Here is a 20,104-nt window from a genome sequence, read left to right on the forward strand (position 1 = left end):
TAATCGGAATAAGGTCTACACCACGTGAGTGGACTAGACCTCTCGCGGGTCCGGGGGCCACACTGTTCCACGTGAAACACGTCATCGCCCTCGATGTGGGCGGCACCGGGATGAAGGCCGCCCTGGTCGGGGCGGACGGCACGCTGCTGCACCAGGCCCGCCGGGCCACCGGCCGCGAACGCGGCCCGGACGCGGTCGTCGCGGACATCCTCGACTTCGCGGCCGAGCTGCGCGCCCACGGCGTGCGGCAGTACGGCGAGGCCGCGTCCGCCGCCGGCGTCGCCGTCCCCGGCATCGTCGACGAGGCGGAGGGCGTCGCCGTCTACGCGGCCAACCTCGGCTGGCGTGACGTCCCGCTGCGCGCGCTGCTCACCGAACGGCTCGGCGGCGTCCCCGTCGCCCTCGGCCACGACGTGCGCGCCGGCGGTCTCGCCGAGGGCCGCATCGGAGCCGGCCGGGGCGCCGACCGCTTCCTGTTCGTGCCGCTGGGCACCGGTATCGCGGGCGCCATCGGCATCGACGGCCGGGTGGAGGCGGGCGCGCACGGCTTCGCGGGCGAGATCGGCCACATCGTCGTACGGCCCCAGGGTGCCCCCTGTCCGTGCGGACAGCGCGGCTGTCTGGAGCGGTTCGCGTCCGCCGCCGCGGTGAGCGAGGCGTGGGCGGCGGCCTGCGGGGACCCGGACGCGGACGCGGCGGACTGCGCGAAGGCCGTCGAGTCCGGGGACGTGCGGGCCCGCCAGGTGTGGCAGGACGCGGTGGACGCGCTCGCCGACGGGCTGGTCACCGCGCTCACCCTGCTGGACCCCCGGGCGCTGATCATCGGTGGCGGGCTCGCCGAGGCGGGGGAAACCTTGTTCACACCGCTGCGGGAGGCCGTCCGGCGGCGGGTCACCTTCCAGAAGCTGCCGTCCCTGGTCCCCGCGGCTCTCGGGGACACCGCCGGGTGCCTGGGCGCGGGACTCCTCGCCTGGGACCTGATCGACACCACCGACCCCTCGTATCCCTCGTACCCCTCGGAGGTAACCACCTGATGGCCCCCACCAAGGTTCTCGCCGGTGCCCGGGTGGTCCTGCCCACCGGGACCGTGGACGACGGCCGCGTGACCGTCGAGGGCACGCGGATCGCGGGCACGGCACCCGAGAACGCCGAGACGGTCGACCTGAGCGGCCACTGGGTGGTCCCCGGTTTCGTCGACCTCCACAACCACGGCGGCGGTGGGGCGTCCTTCACCGGCGGCACCGCCGAGGACGTCCTCAAGGGCGTGCACACCCACCACCTGCACGGCACCACCACGGTGGTCGCCTCCGCCGTCACCGGTGACCTGGACTCCCTCGGCCGTCAGGCCGGGATGCTCGCGGAGCTGGCCCAGCAGGGCGACATCGCCGGCATCCACTTCGAGGGGCCGTTCATCTCCCCGTGCCGCAAGGGCGCGCACGACGAGGGGCTGCTGCGCGACCCCGACCCGGCCGAGGTCCGCAAACTGCTCGACGCCTCGCACGGGCACGCCAGGATGGTCACCCTGGCGACCGAGCTGCCGGGCGGCCTGGACTCCGTACGGCTGCTCGCCGAGCACGGGGTGATCGCGGCGGTCGGGCACACGGACGCCACGTACGAGCAGACGCTCCAGGCCATCGACGCGGGCGCGACCGTCGCCACCCACCTGTTCAACGCGATGCCGCCGCTCGGCCACCGCTCCCCCGGCCCGATCACCGCCCTGCTGGAGGACGAGCGGGTCACCGTCGAACTGATCAACGACGGCACCCATCTGCATCCGGCCGCACTCCGGCTCGCCTTCCACCACGCGGGCGCCGCGCGGGTCGCCTTCATCACCGACGCGATGGACGCGGCCGGCTTCGGCGACGGCCGCTACATGCTCGGCTCCATGGAGGTCGAGGTCGCGGACGGGGTGGCCCGGCTGGTGGAGGGCGGCTCGATCGCCGGCTCCACGCTCACCCTGGACCGCGCCTTCAAGCGGGCGGTGACGGTGGACGGGCTGCCCGTCGAGGACGTCGTACGGGCGATCTCCGCCAACCCGGCCCGCCTGCTCGGCCTGGACGACCGGATCGGCTCCCTGGAGCCCGGCAAGGACGCCGACCTGGTGGTTCTGGACGCCGGCTTTGACCTGGTGGGCGTCATGCGGCGGGGGGAATGGGTGGTCGATCCCCGACTGGGCTGATCCGTCCCGCCGCCGACGGACGGTGGCCGGTCCGGGGGGTGGGCCGACCGCCGTCCGTTTGGCATGATCGTGACCACGGGTTTCACGGCAAGCGCAGGCACCAAGGGGGAGGTCGGCCCGGTGATCCTCACGGTCACGCTGAACACCGCTCTCGACATCACCTATCGCGTACCGTCCCTGCGGCCGGGGGCCTCCCACCGGGTCGCCGAGGTGACGGAACGCCCCGGCGGCAAGGGCGTCAACGTGGCGCGGGTGCTCGCGGCCCTCGGCCACGAGGTGACGGTCACCGGCTTCTCGGGCGGCACGACGGGCCGGATCCTGCGGGACCGGCTCGCCGAGGTCCCGCGCCTGACGGACGCGCTGGTGCCGGTCTCCGGCACGACCCGGCGCACCGTCGCGGTCGTCGACGGGCGCTCCGGCACCACCACCCAGCTCAACGAGCCCGGCCCGGTGATCGGCCACGCCGAGTGGTCCGCGTTCCAGGAGGTGTACGAGGATCTGCTGGCCGACGCCTCGGCGGTGGCCCTGTGCGGCAGCCTGCCCCCGGGCGTCCCGGTGGGCGCGTACGCGGGCCTGATCCGCACCGCCCGCGCGGCCGGGGTCCCGACCCTCCTCGACACCAGCGGCGCGGCGCTGCGCCGCGGGGTCGCCGGACGGCCCGACGTCCTCAAGCCGAACGCCGGGGAACTGGCCGAACTCACCGGCTCCCACGAGCCGCTGCGCGCCACCCAGGACGCCCGCCGGCGCGGCGCGGGCGCGGTGGTGGCCTCCCTGGGCCCGGAGGGCCTGCTCGCGGTGACCCCCGAGGGCCGCTGGCGCGCGGCCCCTCCGCGGCGGCTGCGCGGCAACCCGACCGGCGCCGGCGACTCGGCCGTCGCGGGCCTGCTCTCGGCCCTGGTGGAGCACCGTCCCTGGCCGGACCGGCTGGCCCGCGCGGTCGCCCTGTCGGCGGCGACGGTCCTGTCCCCGACGGCCGGCGACGTCGACCGGGCGGCCTACGAGGAGCTGCTGACCGGGGTCACGGTGACCGGGGAAGCGACCGCGGCGTAGGGCGGGTCACTTCTCGACCTGGCCCTCCTTCAGCCACAGCTGGTCCAGCAGGACGTTGCACTTGTCGCCGTCGGCGCAGGAGACCGAGATGGTGTTGGAGCCCTTGTTGAGCGTCGGCCAGGCGTAGGTCTGGGTCCAGCCCTTGGAGAAGTCGCCGTCCTTGGCGCGGGCGAAGTTGTCCATGTTGAGCTTGGAGCCGAACTCCTTGCCGTTGACGGTGAGCGTCATCGACTGGGGCTCGTCGGCGGTGCTGTAGCGCACGAAGACGGTGTAAGTACCGTCCTTCGGGATGTCGTTGACGGTCCAGGTGACCGAGTTCCCCGGCTGGTTGAGATTGGCCACGTAGGCGCCGCCGTCGGACTGCGCGCCCTCGACGTCCGACGCGAGGGCGGCCGTACCGCCCAGCCGCATCGCCTTCGCGTCGGCGGTGGGCAGCTCCACCGCCTCCTCCTCGCCGGCGCTCTTGCTCGCCGACGGGGTCGGCTCGCCGCTGTCCTGGGACTGGGTCGGCGTGGAGTCCGCCTGGTTGCCGCCGGTGTCCTCGTCGTCGCCGCCGATCATGGCCACGCTGATGCCGATCACGACCGCGGCGACCACCGCGATCGCGCCGATGAGCAGGCCCTTGGTGTTCGGGCCGCGGCCCCGGCCGCCCCCGCCGCCGTGCGACGGCTGCGGGGAGTGGGCGGCGGGTGCGCCGCCGGGCAGCGTCTCCGGGGCGGCGTAGTGGGCGTTCGCCTGGCCGTACGTGCCCTGCTGCTGCGGAGCGGGCTGCGCCTGCTGGCCGTACTGGCGGGTCCCGACCGGCCGCACCCGGTTGACCGAGTTCGGGTAGCCGTAGCCCCCGGACGGCGGCTGGGCCCCGTTGGCCTGCCCGTCGGCGTAGAGGTAGCCGAACGGGTCGTCGTCCTCCGGCGTGCTCGCGCCGTTGTTGCCGGCCGTCATCCCTTGGTGCTCCTAGCTGCGGATCGGGTGCGGTACGAGTGGTGGAGAAAACGAGCCTACCCGCTTCCCATGGCCCGAACGGGTGACCCGTACCGCATCAACCCACTGACCTGCGCTTCATCCCGCACGTCTGTGCTGTTTGGGACGAGATCGTTTCTCGACGTACATCCGTTCGTCGGCTGACTTCAGCACTTCGTCCGCCGTCATCCCGCAGTGCGCCCACCCGATGCCGAAGCTGGCGCCGACCCGCACGGCCCGTCCCTCGGCCCGGATGGGCTGGATGATCTCGTTGCGCAGCCGTACGGCGAGGTCCTGGGCGTCGGCCCGGCCGAGGCCGTCGGCGAGGATCACGAACTCGTCGCCGCCGAGCCGGGCGACGGTGTCGCCGTCGCGTACGCCGTTGCCGAGCCGGCGGGCGACCTCGATGAGCACCGCGTCGCCCGCGTTGTGCCCGAACCGGTCGTTGATCGACTTGAAGCCGTCGAGGTCGCAGAAGAGCACCGCGAGTCCCTTGGCGCCGTCGTCGAACTCGGCGGCGGGCGCGACGGTGTGCACGTGGTGGTCGTAGCCGTCGTAGCCCCCGTGCCCCTCCGTGCCCGGCGGGAAGTCGAAGTCGTGCCCCCGGTCGAAGGCGGGTGCGCCGTAGGCGGCGTCGAAGGAGTCCGCGGAGTCGAAGGACTCGAAGGGTTCCATGGAGTCGACGGAGGCGGGCAGCACGCCCTGCGGCTGCTGCCGGCACAGCCGGGCGGACAGCCGCGCCCGCAGCTCGGCGGAGTTCGGCAGTCCGGTGAGCGAGTCGTGGGAGGCGCGGTGGGCGAGCTGGAGCTCGCGGCGCTTGCGCTCCTCGATGTCCTCGACGTGGGTGAGCAGGAAGCGGGGGCCGTCGGCGGCGTCGGCGACGACGCTGTTGCGCAGGGACACCCAGACGTACGTGCCGTCGCGGCGGCACAGGCGCAGCTCGGCCCGGCCGCCCTCGGCGGAGGTGCGCAGCAGGGTGCCTATGTCCTCGGGGTGGACCAGGTCGGAGAAGGAGTAGCGGCGCATCGCGGAGGCGGGACGGCCCAGGAGGCGGCACAGGGCGTCGTTGGTGCGCAGGATGCGGCCGTGCTGGTCGCCGCCCATCTCGGCGATGGCCATGCCGGAGGGGGCGTACTCGAAGGCCTGCCGGAAGCTCTCCTCGCTGGCCCGCAGCGCCTGCTGGTCGCGCTCCAGGCGGACCAGGGCGCGCTGCATGTTGGCACGTAGACGCGCGTTGCTGATCGCGATGGCGGCCTGGAAGGCGTACATCTGGAGCGCCTCGCGGCCCCAGGCGCCGGGCCGGCGGCCGTTGCGCGGGCGGTCCACGGACAGGACGCCGACCAGTTCCCCGGAGGTGCCGCCGCCCTGCGGGCCGGGGGCGTACATCGGGGCGAAGAGCCGGTCGGAGGGGTGCCACTCGTCCTCGAAGCGGGGCGCGGGCCCGTCGGTGTACCACTGCGGGACGTCGTCGTCGTCGAGGACCCAGCCCTCGGTGTGCGGTATGAAGATCAGATCGCCCCAGCGTTCACCCATGTTGAGGCGGCGGTCCCAGGCCTCGCGGGAGCCGGTCCGGCCGGTGATGAGGGCCTCGGCGGCGGAGTTCCCGGCGAGCGCGGCGACCACGAGGTCGCCGTCGTGGCGTACGAGGTTGACGCACGCCAGATCGTAGTTGAGGGCGCCCACGACGCCGTCGGCGACCGTCTGCAGCGTGTCCGCCAGGCTGCGGGCCGTGTTCATGTCGGCCATGGCTTGGTGGAGTTGTCGCAGCGACGCAAGACGGACGTAGGGTTCCGACTCGGTCTCCATCCTCGCCCTCCCCCCGAGACCTCGCAGCGAATCAAGGGTTGTCTTCGGCGTATCGTCCCAGCAGCTTCCCCGCCACTGAATCACAGCGCGCTGCCCACTCGGTACACAGGGTCAACAATTCTTGCCCCTTGTGACTCAAGTCACAGGTAAACGTGAACAATTGCGTGGACTTTCCGCGGTTTCCCCTTGCTTTCGACGAACACAGTTTTTGTGGTGCTTGTGCAGGGACTGTGCCCGTCTCGGGCGTTGGTCCTAGGTCCCGGCTCGGGCCCGGGTCCGATGCGGTGCCCGTGGAGCGGAGATTAGCGTTTCCGGCGTGCCGAACACTTCCGCCCCGCCCATGATCACCGTTCCGCCCGCCGCCACCCGGCATGCTGAGGGGGTGAGCAACGACGAGTTCCGAGCCGCCCTGTCCCGGCTGGCCGCCGGCGTGGTCCTGGTGACCGCGCAGGAGCCGCCCCTGGACCCCGACGACCCCTCGGGGCCGGCCGGCGAGGACGTCGGCATGACGGCCACCGCGTTCCTGTCGGTCTCCCTGGACCCGCCGCTGGTGCTGGTCAGCCTGCGCAACGGCTCCCGCATGGACGAACTCCTCGACGAGCAGCCCCTGTGGGCGGTGTCCGTGCTCTCCGAGAGCCAGCGGCACGTCGCGGGCCGCTTCGCGATGAAGGGCAGGGTCAGCGACCGCCTGCTCTTCGCGGACATCCCGTACCTGCGCGGCGAGCACAGCGGCGCGCCACTGGTGGGCGGCGCGCTGGCCACCCTGGAGTGCCGCACCGAGCAGCGGGTCCCGGCCGGGGACCACACCCTGGTGATCGGCCGCGTCCTGACCGCCCGGGTACCGAGCGCGGAAGGCGGTCCGCTGACGTATTTCCGCGGCCGTTACCGGCAGTTGGGCTGAACGCTTTGCCGCCGTTGCCGAAATCCCTTTTACCGGACGGGATTTACCCGCTTAGGGTGCCCGGGTGACGACGACCACCGCACTCCGCCTCGAAGAGATCACCCCGAAGAACCTCAAGGCCGCCCTCGGCATACGGGTCCGTCCCGACCAGGAATTCGCGGTCGACCCGGTGGTGAACTCCCTCGCCGAGGCCTACGTGCATCCCGGTAAGGCCTGGCCCCGCCTGATCGTGGACGGCGACCGCGCGGTCGGCTTCCTGATGGCCTTCCTCGACATCGACTGGCACGAGGACGGCGGCAGCGTCATCCGCTCCGGCCTGTGGCGGCTGAACATCGCGGCGGAGGAACAGGGCAAGGGCTACGGCCGCTTCGCCGTCCGGTCGGTGGCCGAGGAGCTCCGCCGCCGGGGCGTACACGAGCTCTACGTCACCTGGCACCCCGGCGACGACGGCCCCGAGAACTTCTACCTGGGACTGGGCTTCCACAAGACCGGCGAACTCGCCGAGGAGGAGACGGTGGGCGTGCTGAAGCTGGACTGAAACGCCGGGGCCCTCTCGGGGGGCGGGGTTTCGCGCCCCAAAGGGGCGCGGGGAACTGCGCGACCAGCCACGACGGACCCGCGGGGACACTCGTGCCGGGGCCGGGGCCACACCCGGGGGAGCCGGGAGGGTCACCCCCAGTCCCGCGCGGAGCGCCCCCTCTTCGTCTCGGACCGCTGCTTCTTCTCCCGCAACCGCCGCTCGTTGATCCCCCGCGGAATACGCGTGGGCCTGCGCGGCTTCGGCGGTGGCGCACTCGCCTCCGCGAGCAGCGCCGCCAGCCGCACCGCCGCCGTCTCCCGGTTGCGCCACTGCGAACGGTGCTCCGAAGCGCGAACAGTGATCACCCCGCCGGTCAGCCGCCCGGCCAGCCGCTCCAGCGCCCGCTGCTTCCACACCTCGGGCAGCGCCTCGGTACGGGCGAGGTCGAAACGCAGTTCGACCTGGGAGTCGCTGGTGTTCACATGCTGCCCACCGGGCCCGGACGACCGCGAGAAACGCCACATGAGCTCGGCCTCGGGCAGGGAGACGGAGCCGCGGATGAGATAGGGACCGGACATGCCGTACAGGTTCCCGCGCCTGACCGGGCCACGTCACCCGAATATCCCGGATCGCGGGGCACGGATCCCGGGACACGGGTAAAGAAAGTAAAGCGACCTGGAACCTCTCGTACCCCTCTCCGCGTTCAATGGGGTAGCTGTAGCTTCTAGCCGTACGCAAACGAGGGAAGGGACTCCCAACAATGGCTGTAAGCCTGTCCAAGGGTGGCAACGTCTCGCTCACCAAGGAGGCTCCGGGCCTGACCGCCGTCACCGTGGGCCTCGGCTGGGACGTCCGCACCACCACCGGCACGGACTTCGACCTCGACGCCTCGGCGATCGCGGTCAACACGCAGGGCAAGGTCTACTCCGACGCCCACTTCGTGTTCTTCAACAACAAGCAGACCCCGGACAACACCATCGTCCACACCGGTGACAACCGCACCGGTGAGGGCGCCGGCGACGACGAGGCGATCAACGTCAACCTCGCCGCCCTCCCGGCCGACATCGACAAGATCGTCTTCCCGGTGTCGATCTACGACGCCGAGAACCGCAGCCAGAACTTCGGCCAGGTGCGCAACGCCTACATCCGCATCATCAACCAGGCCGGCGGCTCCGAGATCGCCCGCTACGACCTGTCGGAGGACGCTGCCACCGAGACCGCCATGGTCTTCGGCGAGCTGTACCGCAACGGCGCGGAGTGGAAGTTCCGCGCGGTCGGCCAGGGCTACGCCTCGGGCCTCGTGGGCATCGCCCAGGACTTCGGCGTGAACGTCTGACGGACGCCCCGCTCGTGACGGAGCCCCCGGCCGGGCAGTAGCCGCCCGGCCGGGGCTCCGGCGCGCCGTCAGGGCCGCTCCGGCCGCCCCTCCCCGTACAGCCACTCCTCCCAGATCCCGGCGAAGTCCTCGCCCGGGGCCGCCTTCTCCACGTACGCCGTGAAGTCGCCGGTGTCCGCGTTGCCGTGACGGTGCTCCCGCGCCCAGCCCCGGAGCAGGGCGAAGAAGGCGTCGTCGCCGACCGCCTGCCGGATCTTGTGCAGGACCATCGCGCCGCGCCAGTACACGGGGGTGGCGGAGACGCTCGCCGCGTCCGGCGGCTCCGCGGGCGGGAAGGACCAGAGCGCCTCGGCGGTCCCCGCGTCCGGGAAGTACGAACCGGCGTACAGCAGGTCGAAGGTCCGCTGCGCGGTGTCGCCGCCGTGGTCCTCCTGCCACAACCACTGCGCGTATGTCGCGAAGCCCTCGTTGAGCCACATGTCCCGCCAGGTACGCGGCGTCACGGAGTCGCCGTACCACTGGTGGGCGATCTCATGGACCAGCAGCACGATGTCCGGGGCACCGGGGAAAACGGGCCGGCTCTGGGTCTCCAGGGCGTACCCGGCGTCCTCGGGGCGCTCGACGATCGCACCCGCGGAGGAGAAGGGATACGGACCGAAGGTCCGCTCCGCCCAAGCCAGCACCTCGGGGATCCGCGCCAGAACCGCACGGCTCTCCCCCGCCTGCTCCGGATCGACGGCCGTGTACACGGGCAACCCGCCGTCCGTAGCCGTGCGGCGGACGTCGTACCTGCCGACGGCCAGCGTCGCGAGATAGCTCGCCATCGGCTCACCGGTGCGCCAGCGGTACGTCGTACGGCTCCCCTCGCGCTCCTCACCGGCCGGCTCCCCGTTGGACACCACCCGCAGCTCCTTCGGCACGGTCACCGCGAGGCTGTACGTCGCCTTGTCGGAGGGGTGGTGGTTGCCCGGGAACCACGCCATCGACCCCACCGGCTCCCCCAGCGCCAGCGCCCCGTCGGCGGTACGCAGCCAGCCCTCCTCGGAACCGTCAGGGTCGGTGACGGTCACCGGGGCACCGGCATAGCGGACCGTCACCCGGAAGGTGCCCTCCACCGCCTCGCGCGGGCGGACGGTCAACTCCTGCCCCGCCCGGCTCCAGCGGGCGGCCACACCGTCGACGGTGACCTCCTCGACGTCGAGACCCCTGAGGTCGAGGTTCAGCGCGGAGAGATCCTCCGTCGCGCGGGCGGTGATCGTCGCGGTGCCCGTGAGGTGGTGCGCGCGGGGGTCGTAGGCGAGGTCGAGGGCGTAGTGACGGACGTCGTAGCCGCCGTTACCGGCCTTCGGGAAGTACGGATCCCCCACACCGGAGCCACCGGCGAAAGCCCCTCCCCCACCCCCGCAGGCGGCCACGGACACCACGAGCAGAGCGGCGACGACACTGCGGGAACCGGGACGGTGGAAGCGCACCCCAAGATCCTATGAGGGCCGGCGCGCCACGACGTGACACCATCACCCCCGTGCTCGACATCGGCTACGCCCTCTCCAACCGCTTCCCCGACCCCCCGCAGACCGACTACCGCCGCGCGGACGTCCACGCCCTGCGGCACGACCTGTTCTGCGGGGACGTCTACCTCGCCGACACCGAGTCGGACCGCGAGCTGTCCACAGCCTGGGGATGGGTGCCGGTGCTCGACTTCGCATGGGCACTGTGCGACATCGTCGAGCGAGTCGACCAGGACCCGGCCGGCTCCCGCGCCTCCCGCCCCCAGTACGCCGAACTGGACTTCACCGAGTCCACCGACCGCCTCCTCTTCGAACGCCGCTTCGGCTGGGTGGACATCGAAGCGGAGTGGCTGCCCGCCGCCGAACCCCCGTTGACCTTCTCCCACACCGAACTCCGCCGCGAGGCCCGCGACTTCCTCCACGACCTCCTCGCCGACCTGACCGACCTCCACGAGGACCTCGGCGAAAACCCGGCCATCTGGACCCTCCAGGCCCGCTTCCCCCGCGTGAAGTGACCCCCTCCCCTCGGTTCAGTCCTCCACCCGGATCCCCAGCTCCCCCGCCAGCACCGGCGCCAGGTCCAGCAACTGGGCCGTGCTGACCACCGCCCCCGACAACCGGTCCACCCCCCTCGCGATCTCCAGCGACGCGGCCCCACGCAGGTCCACGTCCTTCAGCGTGGCCCCCGAGAGGTCCGCGCCCTTCAGCGCGCAGTCCACGAACTCCACGCGCTCCAGCCGGGCACCGCCGAAGTCCGGCTCGACCAGGACACAGCCCTCGAAGACGACGTCCTTGAGCCGGGCCGAGCGCAGGTTCAGGAAGTTGATCTTCCCGCCCCGGACCAGCACCCGCTCCAGCGCGGCCCCGTGCAACTGCGTCCCCCCGAGCCGCGCGTCGGTCAGCTCGACATCGCGCAGGGTCGCCTCGGCCAGGTCGGTGCCCACGCCCCGGACACCGGCGAGCGCCGAGTCCAGCAGCCGCGCACGGGACAGCCGCGTCCCGTCCAGCGCGCACCCCGTCAGCGCGCAGTCCATGAAGCGCGCCCCGCCGCCGTCCTGCCCGGCGAGGTCCGCCTCCCGGAACTCCAGCCCGTCGTAATCCCCGTCCGGCTCCAGCCCGCCCCCCTCCCACCGCTCCAGCGCGGGCAGCCGCAACTCGGGGCGGAGCGCCCCCTTCACTCCCGTACCGCCCACCGCTCTCCTCGCCATGACCCCATGCTGCACCCCACCACTGACAAACCCCCCGACCTGCGAAAACACCGCGCATGTCACATCCCCGCGCCCTCACTCCGTCGTATGCGCAAAGCCGGAAGGCGACCCCGACCGAGGGAGACCCCCAGCCATGCACCGCATCACCGTCATCGGCGGCGGATTCGCCGGACTCACCGCGGCCATCACCGCCGCGGAGGCCGGCGCCAAGGTCACCGTCCACGAGGCCCACCACACCCTGGGCGGCCGGGCCCGTACCGCCGAAGGCCCCTACCGGACCAACGACGGACCCCACGCCCTCTACAACGGCGGCCCGCACTGGACCTGGCTCCGACAGCGCGGCCTCATCGGCCCCCTCGCCCCGCTCCCGCCCCTGGAGGCGGCCCGGCTGCGGCTCCGCCACCGGGGCGCCCTGCGCCGCACCCCGCCCTTCGCCATGCTCAAGCTGCTGCGCCGCGGCGGCGCCGAAGCCCCCGTCGACACCGACTTCCTCACCTGGGCCACCGGGATCGCCGGCGAGGAGGGCGCGCGGGCCGCCGCCCACTACGCCGCGGTCGCGCTGTTCCACCACGACCCCGGTTCCCTGTCCGCCGCGTTCGTGCAGGAACGCCTGCGCCGCGCCACCAAACTGCCCCCGGAGGCCCACTACCCGCGCGGCGGCTGGGGCGGCCTCGTCGACCGGATGGCCGCCCGCGCGTGGAACCTGGGCGTGCGCCTGGAGACGCTGTCCCGCGTCGACACCCTGCCCACCGACACCCCCGTCGTCGTCGCCACCTCGCTGGACTCCGCCCGCCGCCTCCTCGGCGACCCCTCACTGGCCTGGCCGAGCGGCCGCACCGTCCTGGTCGACCTCGCCGTGCGCACCCGGCGCGGCGACGCGTTCGCCGTGTCCGACCTGGACGCGCCCGGCTGGCTGGAGCGCTTCACCGCCCAGGACCGCACCCTCGCCCCCGCCGGCGAGCAGCTCGTCCAGGGTCAGATCCCCATCGGCCCGCACGAGTCCAAGGCGGACGGCGCCGCCCGCGCGGAGGAGTTGCTGGACCTCGCCTTCCAGGGCTGGCGGGAGCGGGTCACCTGGCGGCGGGACGCGGTGGCGAACGGCCGCACCGGCGCCGTCGACCTGCCCGGCACCAGCTGGCGCGACCGCCCCGCCGTCGACCGCGGCGACGGCGTCTACCTCGCCGGCGACCAGGTCGCCGCGCCCGGAGTGCTCTCCGAGGTCTCCTTCAACAGCGCCCTGACGGCCGTCTCCCTCGCCCTCGGCCGGAACACCCTTGACCTCAAGCATGCTTGAGGTCGAAGAGTGGGAGCCGTAGCGGCGCACGACCCGACTCCTGGGGGATCCCACATGCACGCCATCCGTCTGCACGCCTTCGGTCCGGCCGAGAACCTCACCCACGAGGAGGTCGAGGACCCGCGGCCGGGCCCGGGGCAGGTCCGTGTCGCCGTCCGCGCGGCCGGCGTCCACCTCCTGGACACCGCCCTGCGCGAGGGCATGCGGGGCCCCGGCCCGGCCCCGGCCGCCCTGCCGACCGTCCCCGGCCGCGAGGTCGCCGGAGTGGTCGACGCGCTCGGCGAGGGCGCCCCCGAGGACCTGCTCGGCCGCCGCGTGGTCGCCCACCTCGGTTTCGCCCCCGGCGGCTACGCGGAACTGGCCGTCACCGACGCCGGCCGGCTGCACGAGATCCCCGGACGCCTGGACTTCGCCGAGGCCGTCGCCATGATCGGCACGGGCCGTACGGCGATGGGGATCGTGCAGTTCGCCGAACCGGGCCCCGCGGACGTGGTGCTCATCCCGGCGGCGGCCGGCGGCATCGGCACGCTCCTCGTGCAGTACGCCAAGAACGCCGGCGCCACCGTCATCGGCCTGGCCGGCGGCCCCGCGAAGAAGGCCCGGGTGGCAGCGAACGGCGCCGACCTCGCCGTCGACTACACGGACCCGGACTGGCCCGGACTGCTCGACGCCCACCGGGGCAAGGTCACCGTCGTGTACGACGGCGTGGGCGGAGACGTCGCCCGCGCGGCGGTCGGTCTCCTCGCCCCCGACGGCCGGCACATCGTGTTCGGCTGGTCCTCCCAAGGCATCGACGGCGACAGCCCGTACGTCGTCGAGGGCGTCTCCCACAACGTCCTCGGCCCCGAGATGATGCGCAGGGCCGGCGGCCCCGACCCCGTCCGCACCCTCGAACTACGCGCCCTCGCCCAGGCCGCCGAGGGCAGGCTCACCCCCGCCGTGCACCGCTTCCCCCTCGCCGAGGCCGCCGCCGCCCACCGGGCCCTGGAGAACAGGGCCACGACCGGAAAAGTCGTACTGGAGCCATAGCGGGCACCACTACTGTGCGAGAGGTGATCGACATCCCCGCGGAACTCGCCGCCGCCCAGGAGAAGTACAACAAGGAGGCGGGCCGCGCCTTCATCGCCGCCCTGCCGGACCTCACCGACGCCTTCCTGGACCGCTGGGAGCTGCGCGTCATCGGAACGCCCATGCACGGCGTGAGCGCCCTGGTCCTCCCCGTCGCCCGCGCGGACGGCACACACGCGGTGCTGAAGCTCCAGATCCGCGACCACGAGACCGACGGCGAACCGGTCGCCCTGCGCCTGTGGAACGGTGACGGCGCGGTCCGCCTGCTCGACCACGACGAACCCACCGGCACCATGCTCCTGGAGCGCCTCGACGCCTCCCGGATGCTCTCGCACCAGGAGGACGTCCACGAGGGCGTCCTGGTGATCGCCCGCCTCCTCGCCCACCTCCACACCACCCCGGCCCCCGAGGGCATGCGCCACCTCCGCGACATCGCACCGGCCATGCTGGAACGGACCCCCGCGGCCCTGGACCGCGTCCCGGACCCGGCCGCCCGCCGCCTCGTCGCCGACTGCGCCGCCGCCGTACGCGAGGTCGCCGACGAACCCGGCGACCGCCTCCTCCACTGGGACCTGCACGACGAGAACGTCCTCGCCGCCGACCGCGCCCCCTGGCTCGCCATCGACCCCAAACCCCTGGCCGGCGACCCCGGCTTCGACCTCTGGCCCGCCCTCGCCAACAACTTCGACCCCGACGACGTCGTCTGGCGCCTCGACGCCATGACCGACGTCCTCGGCCTGGACCGCGCGCGGGCGCGCGCGTGGACGTACGGCAGGCTGCTGCAGAACTGCCTCTGGGAGATCGAGGACGGCCGCCCCCTGGACGAGGCGGACCTGGAGATCGCGCGCCGGCTGCGCGGTCGTACGGCATGAGAAACCCCAGGCCGGAGCAGTTCCGGCCTGGGATTTCGACAGAGCCCCCTGTCGGATTCGAACCGACGACCTACGCATTACAAGTGCGTTGCTCTGGCCAACTGAGCTAAGGAGGCACCGCGCGGCGCGCGAAGGCTGGTCCACTGTACACAGAGCCGGTTTCGCCGAGCCACGCACTTGTGGGAGTGGGGCCCTCCCGGTCACCCCAGGCCGTACTCGAAGGTGTACGCCACCTTCGTCTCCCCGTGCCGGTAGGTGAACCCGCCCGAGCCGCGCAGTCCCGTCAGTTCCCCGGTGCCCGAGCCCTCGACGACCTCGAGGGCGCAGTGGACGGTGCCGTCGCTCTCGAAGCGGCCGCGCTCCTCCAGGACGAAGGTGCCCGCGCGGCCGTCGACCCGGCCGCTGACGAGCTCCATGCCCGCGAAGGTGCCGGTGCCCCCGGTCAGGTAGGCGATCGAGTAGTCACAGGTGGTGGCCTCGGCCTCGATGCCGCCCGAGAAGGCGTTGGTGACCGTGGCGTTCGCGAGCCGGGGGAGGCCGTCCTCGCCGGTGACGGCACTCTCCTTCCAGTCGGCGAAGGTGAAGTGGCCGGTGAGCTCGGTGGTGGTGGGCATGTGTGTTCCCTTCCGGGGTGGCCGACGGTGTGCCCCCACTCTTCCGGCCGTACCTGACACCTTCTGTCAGGTACGGCCGGACAATGGTTCCCATGCGTGCCGACCGGCTTCTCTCCCTGCTCCTGCTGCTGCAGAACCGCGGCCGGATGACCGCCTCCGAGCTGGCGGCCGAGCTGGAGGTGTCGGTGCGCACCGTCTACCGGGACGTCGAGGCGCTCGGCGCCTCCGGGGTACCGGTGCGGGCCGAGCGCGGGCCCGAGGGCGGCTACCGCCTGATGGAGGGCTACCGCACGCGGCTGACCGGGCTGACGGACGCGGAGGCCGGTTCGCTGGTCCTGGCGGGGCTGCCCGGACCGGCCAGGGACCTGGGCCTCGGTGCCGTCCTGGCGAGCGCCCAGCTGAAGATGGAGGCCGCCCTTCCGGGCGAACTGGCGGATCAGGCGCGGCGGGTGCGCGAGCGGTTCCACCTGGACGCGCCGGCCTGGTTCCGGGACGCCGACCCCGTGCCGCATCTGGAGGCCGTCGCGCGGGCGGTGTGGGAGCGGAGGGTGCTGCGCACCCACTACCGGCGCTGGCGCGGTGACGTGCACCGGGAGGTGCGTCCGCTGGGGCTCGTCCTGAAGGGCGGCATCTGGTACCTGGTGGCGCTGGCGGAGGACTCGGTGCGCACCTACCGGGTGTCGCGGTTCCAGGCGGTGACGGAGACGGGCGTGGAGTTCACCCGGCCCCCGGGCTTCGACCTGGCCGCGTACTGGACGGAGTCCTCCCGGCGGATGGAGGCGGCGACGCGGCAGGGCACGGCCCGGCTGCGGCTGTCACCGCGCGGGCAGAAGCTGCTGCCGATGCAGTTCGGGGCGGCGGGGGTGCGGGCGCTCGCGGACGCGGGGCCGGCGGACGGGCGGGGCTGGGTGGAGGTGGAGCTGGCCGTCGAGTCGGAGCCGGTCGCGACCGGCGATCTGCTGCGGCTCGGCGTCGAGGCGGAGGTACTCGGTCCGGCGGGGCTGCGGGAGGCGGTCGCGTCGGCGGTGGCGGTGCTGGCGGACCGGTACGGGACTGAGCAGTGATCCCCTGCACGACCGGGTATCACCTTGTACGGGCCGGGCGGTGACCCCGTACGCGGCCGACCGGTGATCGCTTACGCAACCGGGCCGTCACCCCCACGGTCGAAAGTTTCCGTGAAATTCACAGCCCTGGAACTGCTGACAAGCAAATGAACGCCAGGTACCGTCCTGTGCCAGTTCACTCGTGTGGACCAACACCACAACGGAACACCCGTCGTGGCAACACCTTCCTACTCGGATCGTCCGGCACGTTCCTGCCGGTAGAAGGGGACCATTCACCATGGCCACTGTCACGTTCGACAAGGCGACCCGGGTCTACCCCGGCTCCACCAAGCCCGCCGTCGACGCCCTGGAGATCGACATCGCGGACGGCGAGTTCCTCGTCCTGGTCGGCCCGTCCGGTTGCGGCAAGTCCACCTCGCTCCGCATGCTCGCGGGGCTCGAGGACGTCAACGGCGGCGCGATCCGCATCGGTGACCGCGACGTCACGCACCTGCCGCCGAAGGACCGGGACATCGCCATGGTGTTCCAGAACTACGCGCTCTACCCGCACATGACGGTCGCCGACAACATGGGCTTCGCGCTCAAGATCGCCGGTGTCAACAAGGCGGAGATCCGGCAGAAGGTCGAGGAGGCCGCGAAGATCCTCGACCTGACCGAGTACCTGGACCGCAAGCCGAAGGCGCTCTCCGGTGGTCAGCGCCAGCGTGTCGCGATGGGCCGCGCCATCGTGCGTGAGCCGCAGGTGTTCCTCATGGACGAGCCGCTGTCCAACCTGGACGCCAAGCTCCGTGTGTCCACCCGTACGCAGATCGCGTCGCTGCAGCGCCGTCTGGGCATCACCACCGTCTACGTCACCCACGACCAGGTCGAGGCCCTCACCATGGGTGACCGCGTCGCGGTCCTCAAGGACGGTCTGCTCCAGCAGGTCGACACCCCGCGCAACATGTACGACAAGCCCGCGAACCTGTTCGTCGCCGGCTTCATCGGTTCCCCGGCCATGAACCTGATCGAGGTCCCGGTCACCGACGGCGGTGTGAAGTTCGGCAACTCGGTGGTGCCGGTGCAGCGTGACGCGCTCTCCGCGACCAGCGACAAGACCGTCACCGTGGGCGTCCGCCCCGAGCACTTCGACGTGGCCGGCGCCGACTCCGACCAGGGTGTCGCGGTCACCGTGAACGTCGTCGAGGAGCTGGGCTCCGACGCGTACGTCTACGGCACCACGCAGGTCGGTGGCGAGTCCAAGGACATCGTCGTCCGCGTCGGTGGCCGTGAGGTCCCGGAGAAGGGCAGCCAGCTGCACGTCGTGCCGCGTACGGGCGAGAGCCACGTGTTCTCGACGTCGACCGGTGCGCGCCTGTCCGACTGACGCTGTTCCGTGGAAGGGCCCCGCAGATCGCTGCGGGGCCCTTCGCGTTGTCGACAAATACCCCGGCACATCGGTCATTTCGACCCTGTACGTCAACACTGCGCCCGGAGTCCAGGGTTCCTTGTCCCCCGTAACGGTGACGGAATGTTTTCTTGTCGCTACCGGGCGCTACCCTCACACGCGTGAAGCACTCCACTAACCGTCAGACGCGTCGCGGCCAGGGCCCCGCCCGCCGGATCGGCCGCTCCCTCGCCTTCGTCCTGCCCGTCGTCCTGGTGCTCTCCGGGACTTTCGCGGTCGCGCGGGTCAACTGGTCGGGGGCCTCCTCGAGCCCCGTGCTCACGGCCGCCTCCGGCGCGTCCTCCCGTGCCGACGCCCAGGCGCCGCAGCATGTGCTGCGGGACAAGCTGCTGGTGGAACTGCAGGAGGAGAACCCGGGCGTGGCGCTCACCCACCTCCAGCAGGCGGTGAACGACCGCCCGTCGCTGGCGAAGCACTGCGCGTCCATCGCCCGCGCCCTCGGCAAGGCGGCGGTCCGCGTCTACGGCCCCACCAGGGCCCAGTCCTACGCCCGCCCGGTCTGCGACACCTCCTTCGCCTCAGGCGTCACGACGGCCAACCGCTGACCCCACCGCCCTCCACGGGCAGCCGCCTGCCGCGCCCTCCCGGGCAGCCCGCCGCCCCGCCCTCCACGGGCAGCCGCCTGCCGCGCCCGCCGCGGGCAGTCGTGCCTCCCCCAGTGCCTCAAGGGCCTGGGAGGTGCCCCCAGGGCGATGGGGGCACCTCCCGCTCGAGCGAAGCCGAGAGTGGGGGAGAAGCCGAGAGTGGGGGAGGCACCCCGTGAGCGCCGGGCCGCGCGAACACCCCCGGCCCACACCACCGTGGGACCCCGCAAAGCACCGGGTCCCACGACCCACCCCCGGCCGGCGCCAGCACAGGGCACCCGCAAAGGCACCGAACGCCGCGCCGCGTAAAGTGCGGGCATGACCGATCCGCGAGCCGTCGCCCGCCCCGTACAAGCCGTGGTCCTGGCCGGAGGCCAGGGATCCCGGCTGCGGCCGTACACCGACGACCGCCCCAAGCCGATGGTCGAGATCCCCGGCACGGGGACCCCGATCATCGGCCACCAGCTCTCCTGGCTCGCCGAGGAGGGCGTGACGGACGTGGTGGTCTCCTGCGGCCACCTCGCCGAGGTCCTGCAGGAGTGGCTGGACACCGCCGACCTGCCCCTCTCCGTCACCACCGTCGTCGAGACGGAACCCCTCGGCCGCGGCGGCGGCCTGAAGTACGCCGCCGCGCACCTCCCGCACCCGGACCGGCCCTGGTACGCCACCAACGGCGACATCTGGACCCGTTTCTCGCTGCGCGACATGGCCGACTTCCACACCGAGCGCGACGCCGTCGCGACCCTCGCCCTGGCCCGCCCGCGCATCCCGTGGGGCGCGGTGCGCACGGACGGCTTCGGGCACATCACCGACTTCATCGAGGCCCCGCCGTCGACCTTCGAGATCAACGCGGGCGTGTACGTCTTCTCCCCCGAGTTCGCCGGCCTGCTCCCGGAGCGCGGCGACCACGAGCGCACCACGTTCCCGCACCTCGCGCGCGAACGCCGCCTGGCGGGCTTCCCCATCCCCCAGGGCTCCTACTGGCGGGCGATCGACACCGCGAAGGACCTGACGGAGGCGGCGAAGGAGCTCTCGGCGCAGAGCCGCTGAAGTCTTTCTCCTTCCACCCGTCACATCGTCCGGCCGTCGTCCGTCAGTGACGTGACACGACGTGGCGACCCGCCGCGTCGGACGGGTGGCGGGAAGGGGCCGCACGATGCTGACCAGCGTCATGTACGTGACGATCAACGTGACCGACCAGGACCGGGCTCTGAGGTTCTACACGGACCAGCTCGGCCTGGAGAAGCGTGTGGACCATCCGGGCCCCGAGGGGCGCTTCCTCACGGTGGGTGTCCCGGGCAGTGCTCTGGAGTTCCTCCTGTGGCCGCACGCGGCGGGCGCGGGGCGGCCGGCCGAGGGTGAGCCGGACGGCAGGGCGCTCGGTGTGGTCTTCCTCGAATCGGACGACCTGCGGAAGGACTTCGCGGTGTGGCGCGACCGCGGTGTGACGTTCGACCAGCCCGAGCCGGAGGATTACCCGTTCGGGGTGCGCATCGAGGCCGTGGACCCGGACGGCAACCGGATCGCACTGCGCCAGCGCGGCCGGGCGAGCGGGGCATGACGGACGGCCGGCCGTCCGTAGCCACCGCTCTACGGCGGTGGGGGGGGGGGGGGGGGGGGGGGGGGGGGGGAGGCGGAGAGGGGGGGGGGGGGGGGGGGGGGGGGAGGGGTGTGGTTCCGGGGAGGGGGGAAA

The 20,104-nt window shown here is 72.5% G+C and carries 21 protein-coding genes and 1 tRNA gene; 15 read left to right on the top strand and 7 right to left on the bottom strand.

Annotated features, from left to right (window positions below; genetic code table 11):
* Positions 1–71: 71 nt before the first annotated feature.
* The 3 genes from ACZ62B_RS37455 (at position 72) to ACZ62B_RS37465 (ending at position 3,229) form a co-directional block, all read left to right on the top strand.
* The gene (locus ACZ62B_RS37455; RefSeq protein WP_344559402.1) at positions 72–1,034 is read left to right on the top strand and encodes an ROK family protein; all 963 of its coding nucleotides are present in this window, start codon (positions 72–74) and stop codon (positions 1,032–1,034) included.
* Positions 1,034–2,179: an N-acetylglucosamine-6-phosphate deacetylase gene (gene nagA / locus ACZ62B_RS37460; RefSeq protein ID WP_468722049.1), complete on the top strand. Its 1,146-nt coding sequence runs from the start codon at positions 1,034–1,036 to the stop codon at positions 2,177–2,179. Before ACZ62B_RS37455 ends, nagA begins: the two co-directional genes overlap by 1 nt.
* Before the next feature lie 120 nt (positions 2,180–2,299).
* Positions 2,300–3,229 (top strand): 1-phosphofructokinase family hexose kinase, encoded by a 930-nt coding sequence (locus ACZ62B_RS37465; protein WP_344559741.1) that lies wholly within the window; start codon positions 2,300–2,302, stop codon positions 3,227–3,229.
* A gap of 6 nt (positions 3,230–3,235) precedes the next feature.
* Here ACZ62B_RS37465 and ACZ62B_RS37470 read toward each other — a convergent pair whose 3' ends face one another.
* Both ACZ62B_RS37470 and cdgB read right to left on the bottom strand, forming a co-directional pair.
* Positions 3,236–4,171, bottom strand: a complete 936-nt coding sequence (locus ACZ62B_RS37470) for a carbohydrate-binding protein (protein WP_344559406.1) — start codon at positions 4,169–4,171, stop codon at positions 3,236–3,238.
* Between the two features lie 117 nt (positions 4,172–4,288).
* Positions 4,289–5,995: a diguanylate cyclase CdgB gene (cdgB, locus tag ACZ62B_RS37475; protein ID WP_344559408.1), complete on the bottom strand. Its 1,707-nt coding sequence runs from the start codon at positions 5,993–5,995 to the stop codon at positions 4,289–4,291.
* A 316-nt stretch (positions 5,996–6,311) separates the two neighbouring features.
* On the opposite strand from cdgB, the gene ACZ62B_RS37480 reads away from it, so the two are divergent.
* Together ACZ62B_RS37480 and ACZ62B_RS37485 are read left to right on the top strand one after the other, a co-directional pair.
* Positions 6,312–6,896, top strand: a complete 585-nt coding sequence (locus tag ACZ62B_RS37480) for a flavin reductase family protein (protein ID WP_468889575.1) — start codon at positions 6,312–6,314, stop codon at positions 6,894–6,896.
* 64 nt (positions 6,897–6,960) lie between these two features.
* Positions 6,961–7,434, top strand: a complete 474-nt coding sequence (locus ACZ62B_RS37485; protein WP_469693801.1) for a GNAT family N-acetyltransferase — start codon at positions 6,961–6,963, stop codon at positions 7,432–7,434.
* Positions 7,435–7,565: 131 nt separating this feature from the next.
* On the opposite strand, the gene arfB is transcribed toward ACZ62B_RS37485, so the two are convergent.
* A complete protein-coding gene (gene arfB, locus ACZ62B_RS37490) occupies positions 7,566–8,003 on the bottom strand; it encodes an alternative ribosome rescue aminoacyl-tRNA hydrolase ArfB (RefSeq protein WP_073934378.1) in 438 nt (145 codons plus the stop codon).
* A gap of 173 nt (positions 8,004–8,176) precedes the next feature.
* On the opposite strand from arfB, the gene ACZ62B_RS37495 reads away from it, so the two are divergent.
* Positions 8,177–8,752 (top strand): TerD family protein, encoded by a 576-nt coding sequence (locus ACZ62B_RS37495; RefSeq protein WP_030864397.1) that lies wholly within the window; start codon positions 8,177–8,179, stop codon positions 8,750–8,752.
* Between the two features lie 68 nt (positions 8,753–8,820).
* Here the strand turns inward: ACZ62B_RS37495 and ACZ62B_RS37500 are convergent, their stop codons facing one another.
* Positions 8,821–10,224 carry a M1 family metallopeptidase gene (locus ACZ62B_RS37500; protein WP_468885491.1) on the bottom strand — a complete coding sequence of 468 codons (1,404 nt, stop codon included), beginning with the start codon at positions 10,222–10,224 and terminating at the stop codon, positions 8,821–8,823.
* Positions 10,225–10,274: 50 nt separating this feature from the next.
* Here ACZ62B_RS37500 and ACZ62B_RS37505 point away from each other — a divergent pair, with 50 nt between their 5' ends.
* Entirely contained in the window at positions 10,275–10,775 is a 501-nt protein-coding gene (locus tag ACZ62B_RS37505) for a hypothetical protein (protein ID WP_469693803.1), read from the top strand.
* Positions 10,776–10,790: 15 nt separating this feature from the next.
* Here the strand turns inward: ACZ62B_RS37505 and ACZ62B_RS37510 are convergent, their stop codons facing one another.
* Positions 10,791–11,468: a pentapeptide repeat-containing protein gene (locus ACZ62B_RS37510; protein WP_469693805.1), complete on the bottom strand. Its 678-nt coding sequence runs from the start codon at positions 11,466–11,468 to the stop codon at positions 10,791–10,793.
* Between the two features lie 133 nt (positions 11,469–11,601).
* Between ACZ62B_RS37510 and ACZ62B_RS37515 the strand changes: the two genes are divergently transcribed.
* Genes ACZ62B_RS37515 through ACZ62B_RS37525 form a run of 3 tightly spaced genes read left to right on the top strand, consistent with a single transcriptional unit; the run spans position 11,602 to position 14,702 of the window.
* Entirely contained in the window at positions 11,602–12,762 is a 1,161-nt protein-coding gene (locus tag ACZ62B_RS37515; RefSeq protein WP_344559421.1) for an FAD-dependent oxidoreductase, read from the top strand.
* 54 nt (positions 12,763–12,816) lie between these two features.
* On the top strand, positions 12,817–13,791 hold the full coding sequence (locus tag ACZ62B_RS37520) for a zinc-binding dehydrogenase (protein WP_469693807.1): 975 nt from the start codon (positions 12,817–12,819) through the stop codon (positions 13,789–13,791).
* Positions 13,788–14,702 carry an aminoglycoside phosphotransferase family protein gene (locus ACZ62B_RS37525; protein ID WP_469693813.1) on the top strand — a complete coding sequence of 305 codons (915 nt, stop codon included), beginning with the start codon at positions 13,788–13,790 and terminating at the stop codon, positions 14,700–14,702. The genes ACZ62B_RS37520 and ACZ62B_RS37525 overlap by 4 nt, the downstream gene beginning before the upstream one ends.
* Positions 14,703–14,744: 42 nt before the next feature.
* Here the strand turns inward: ACZ62B_RS37525 and ACZ62B_RS37530 are convergent.
* Positions 14,745–14,818: transfer RNA gene (locus ACZ62B_RS37530), tRNA-Thr, on the bottom strand.
* 84 nt (positions 14,819–14,902) lie between these two features.
* On the bottom strand, positions 14,903–15,316 hold the full coding sequence (locus ACZ62B_RS37535; RefSeq protein ID WP_468722021.1) for a DUF3224 domain-containing protein: 414 nt from the start codon (positions 15,314–15,316) through the stop codon (positions 14,903–14,905).
* A gap of 92 nt (positions 15,317–15,408) precedes the next feature.
* Here ACZ62B_RS37535 and ACZ62B_RS37540 point away from each other — a divergent pair, with 92 nt between their 5' ends.
* From ACZ62B_RS37540 to ACZ62B_RS37560, 5 genes are all read left to right on the top strand, one after another.
* The gene (locus tag ACZ62B_RS37540; protein ID WP_469693809.1) at positions 15,409–16,380 is read left to right on the top strand and encodes a helix-turn-helix transcriptional regulator; all 972 of its coding nucleotides are present in this window, start codon (positions 15,409–15,411) and stop codon (positions 16,378–16,380) included.
* A 277-nt stretch (positions 16,381–16,657) separates the two neighbouring features.
* Positions 16,658–17,746: an ABC transporter ATP-binding protein gene (locus ACZ62B_RS37545; protein WP_344559459.1), complete on the top strand. Its 1,089-nt coding sequence runs from the start codon at positions 16,658–16,660 to the stop codon at positions 17,744–17,746.
* Between the two features lie 182 nt (positions 17,747–17,928).
* Positions 17,929–18,372: a hypothetical protein gene (locus ACZ62B_RS37550; RefSeq protein ID WP_344559461.1), complete on the top strand. Its 444-nt coding sequence runs from the start codon at positions 17,929–17,931 to the stop codon at positions 18,370–18,372.
* 357 nt (positions 18,373–18,729) lie between these two features.
* Positions 18,730–19,461 (top strand): nucleotidyltransferase family protein, encoded by a 732-nt coding sequence (locus tag ACZ62B_RS37555; protein ID WP_344559463.1) that lies wholly within the window; start codon positions 18,730–18,732, stop codon positions 19,459–19,461.
* 106 nt (positions 19,462–19,567) lie between these two features.
* On the top strand, positions 19,568–19,972 hold the full coding sequence (locus ACZ62B_RS37560) for a VOC family protein (RefSeq protein WP_468722017.1): 405 nt from the start codon (positions 19,568–19,570) through the stop codon (positions 19,970–19,972).
* Positions 19,973–20,104: the final 132 nt, after the last annotated feature.

This window comes from Streptomyces sp. NPDC053426, assembly GCF_055585405.1.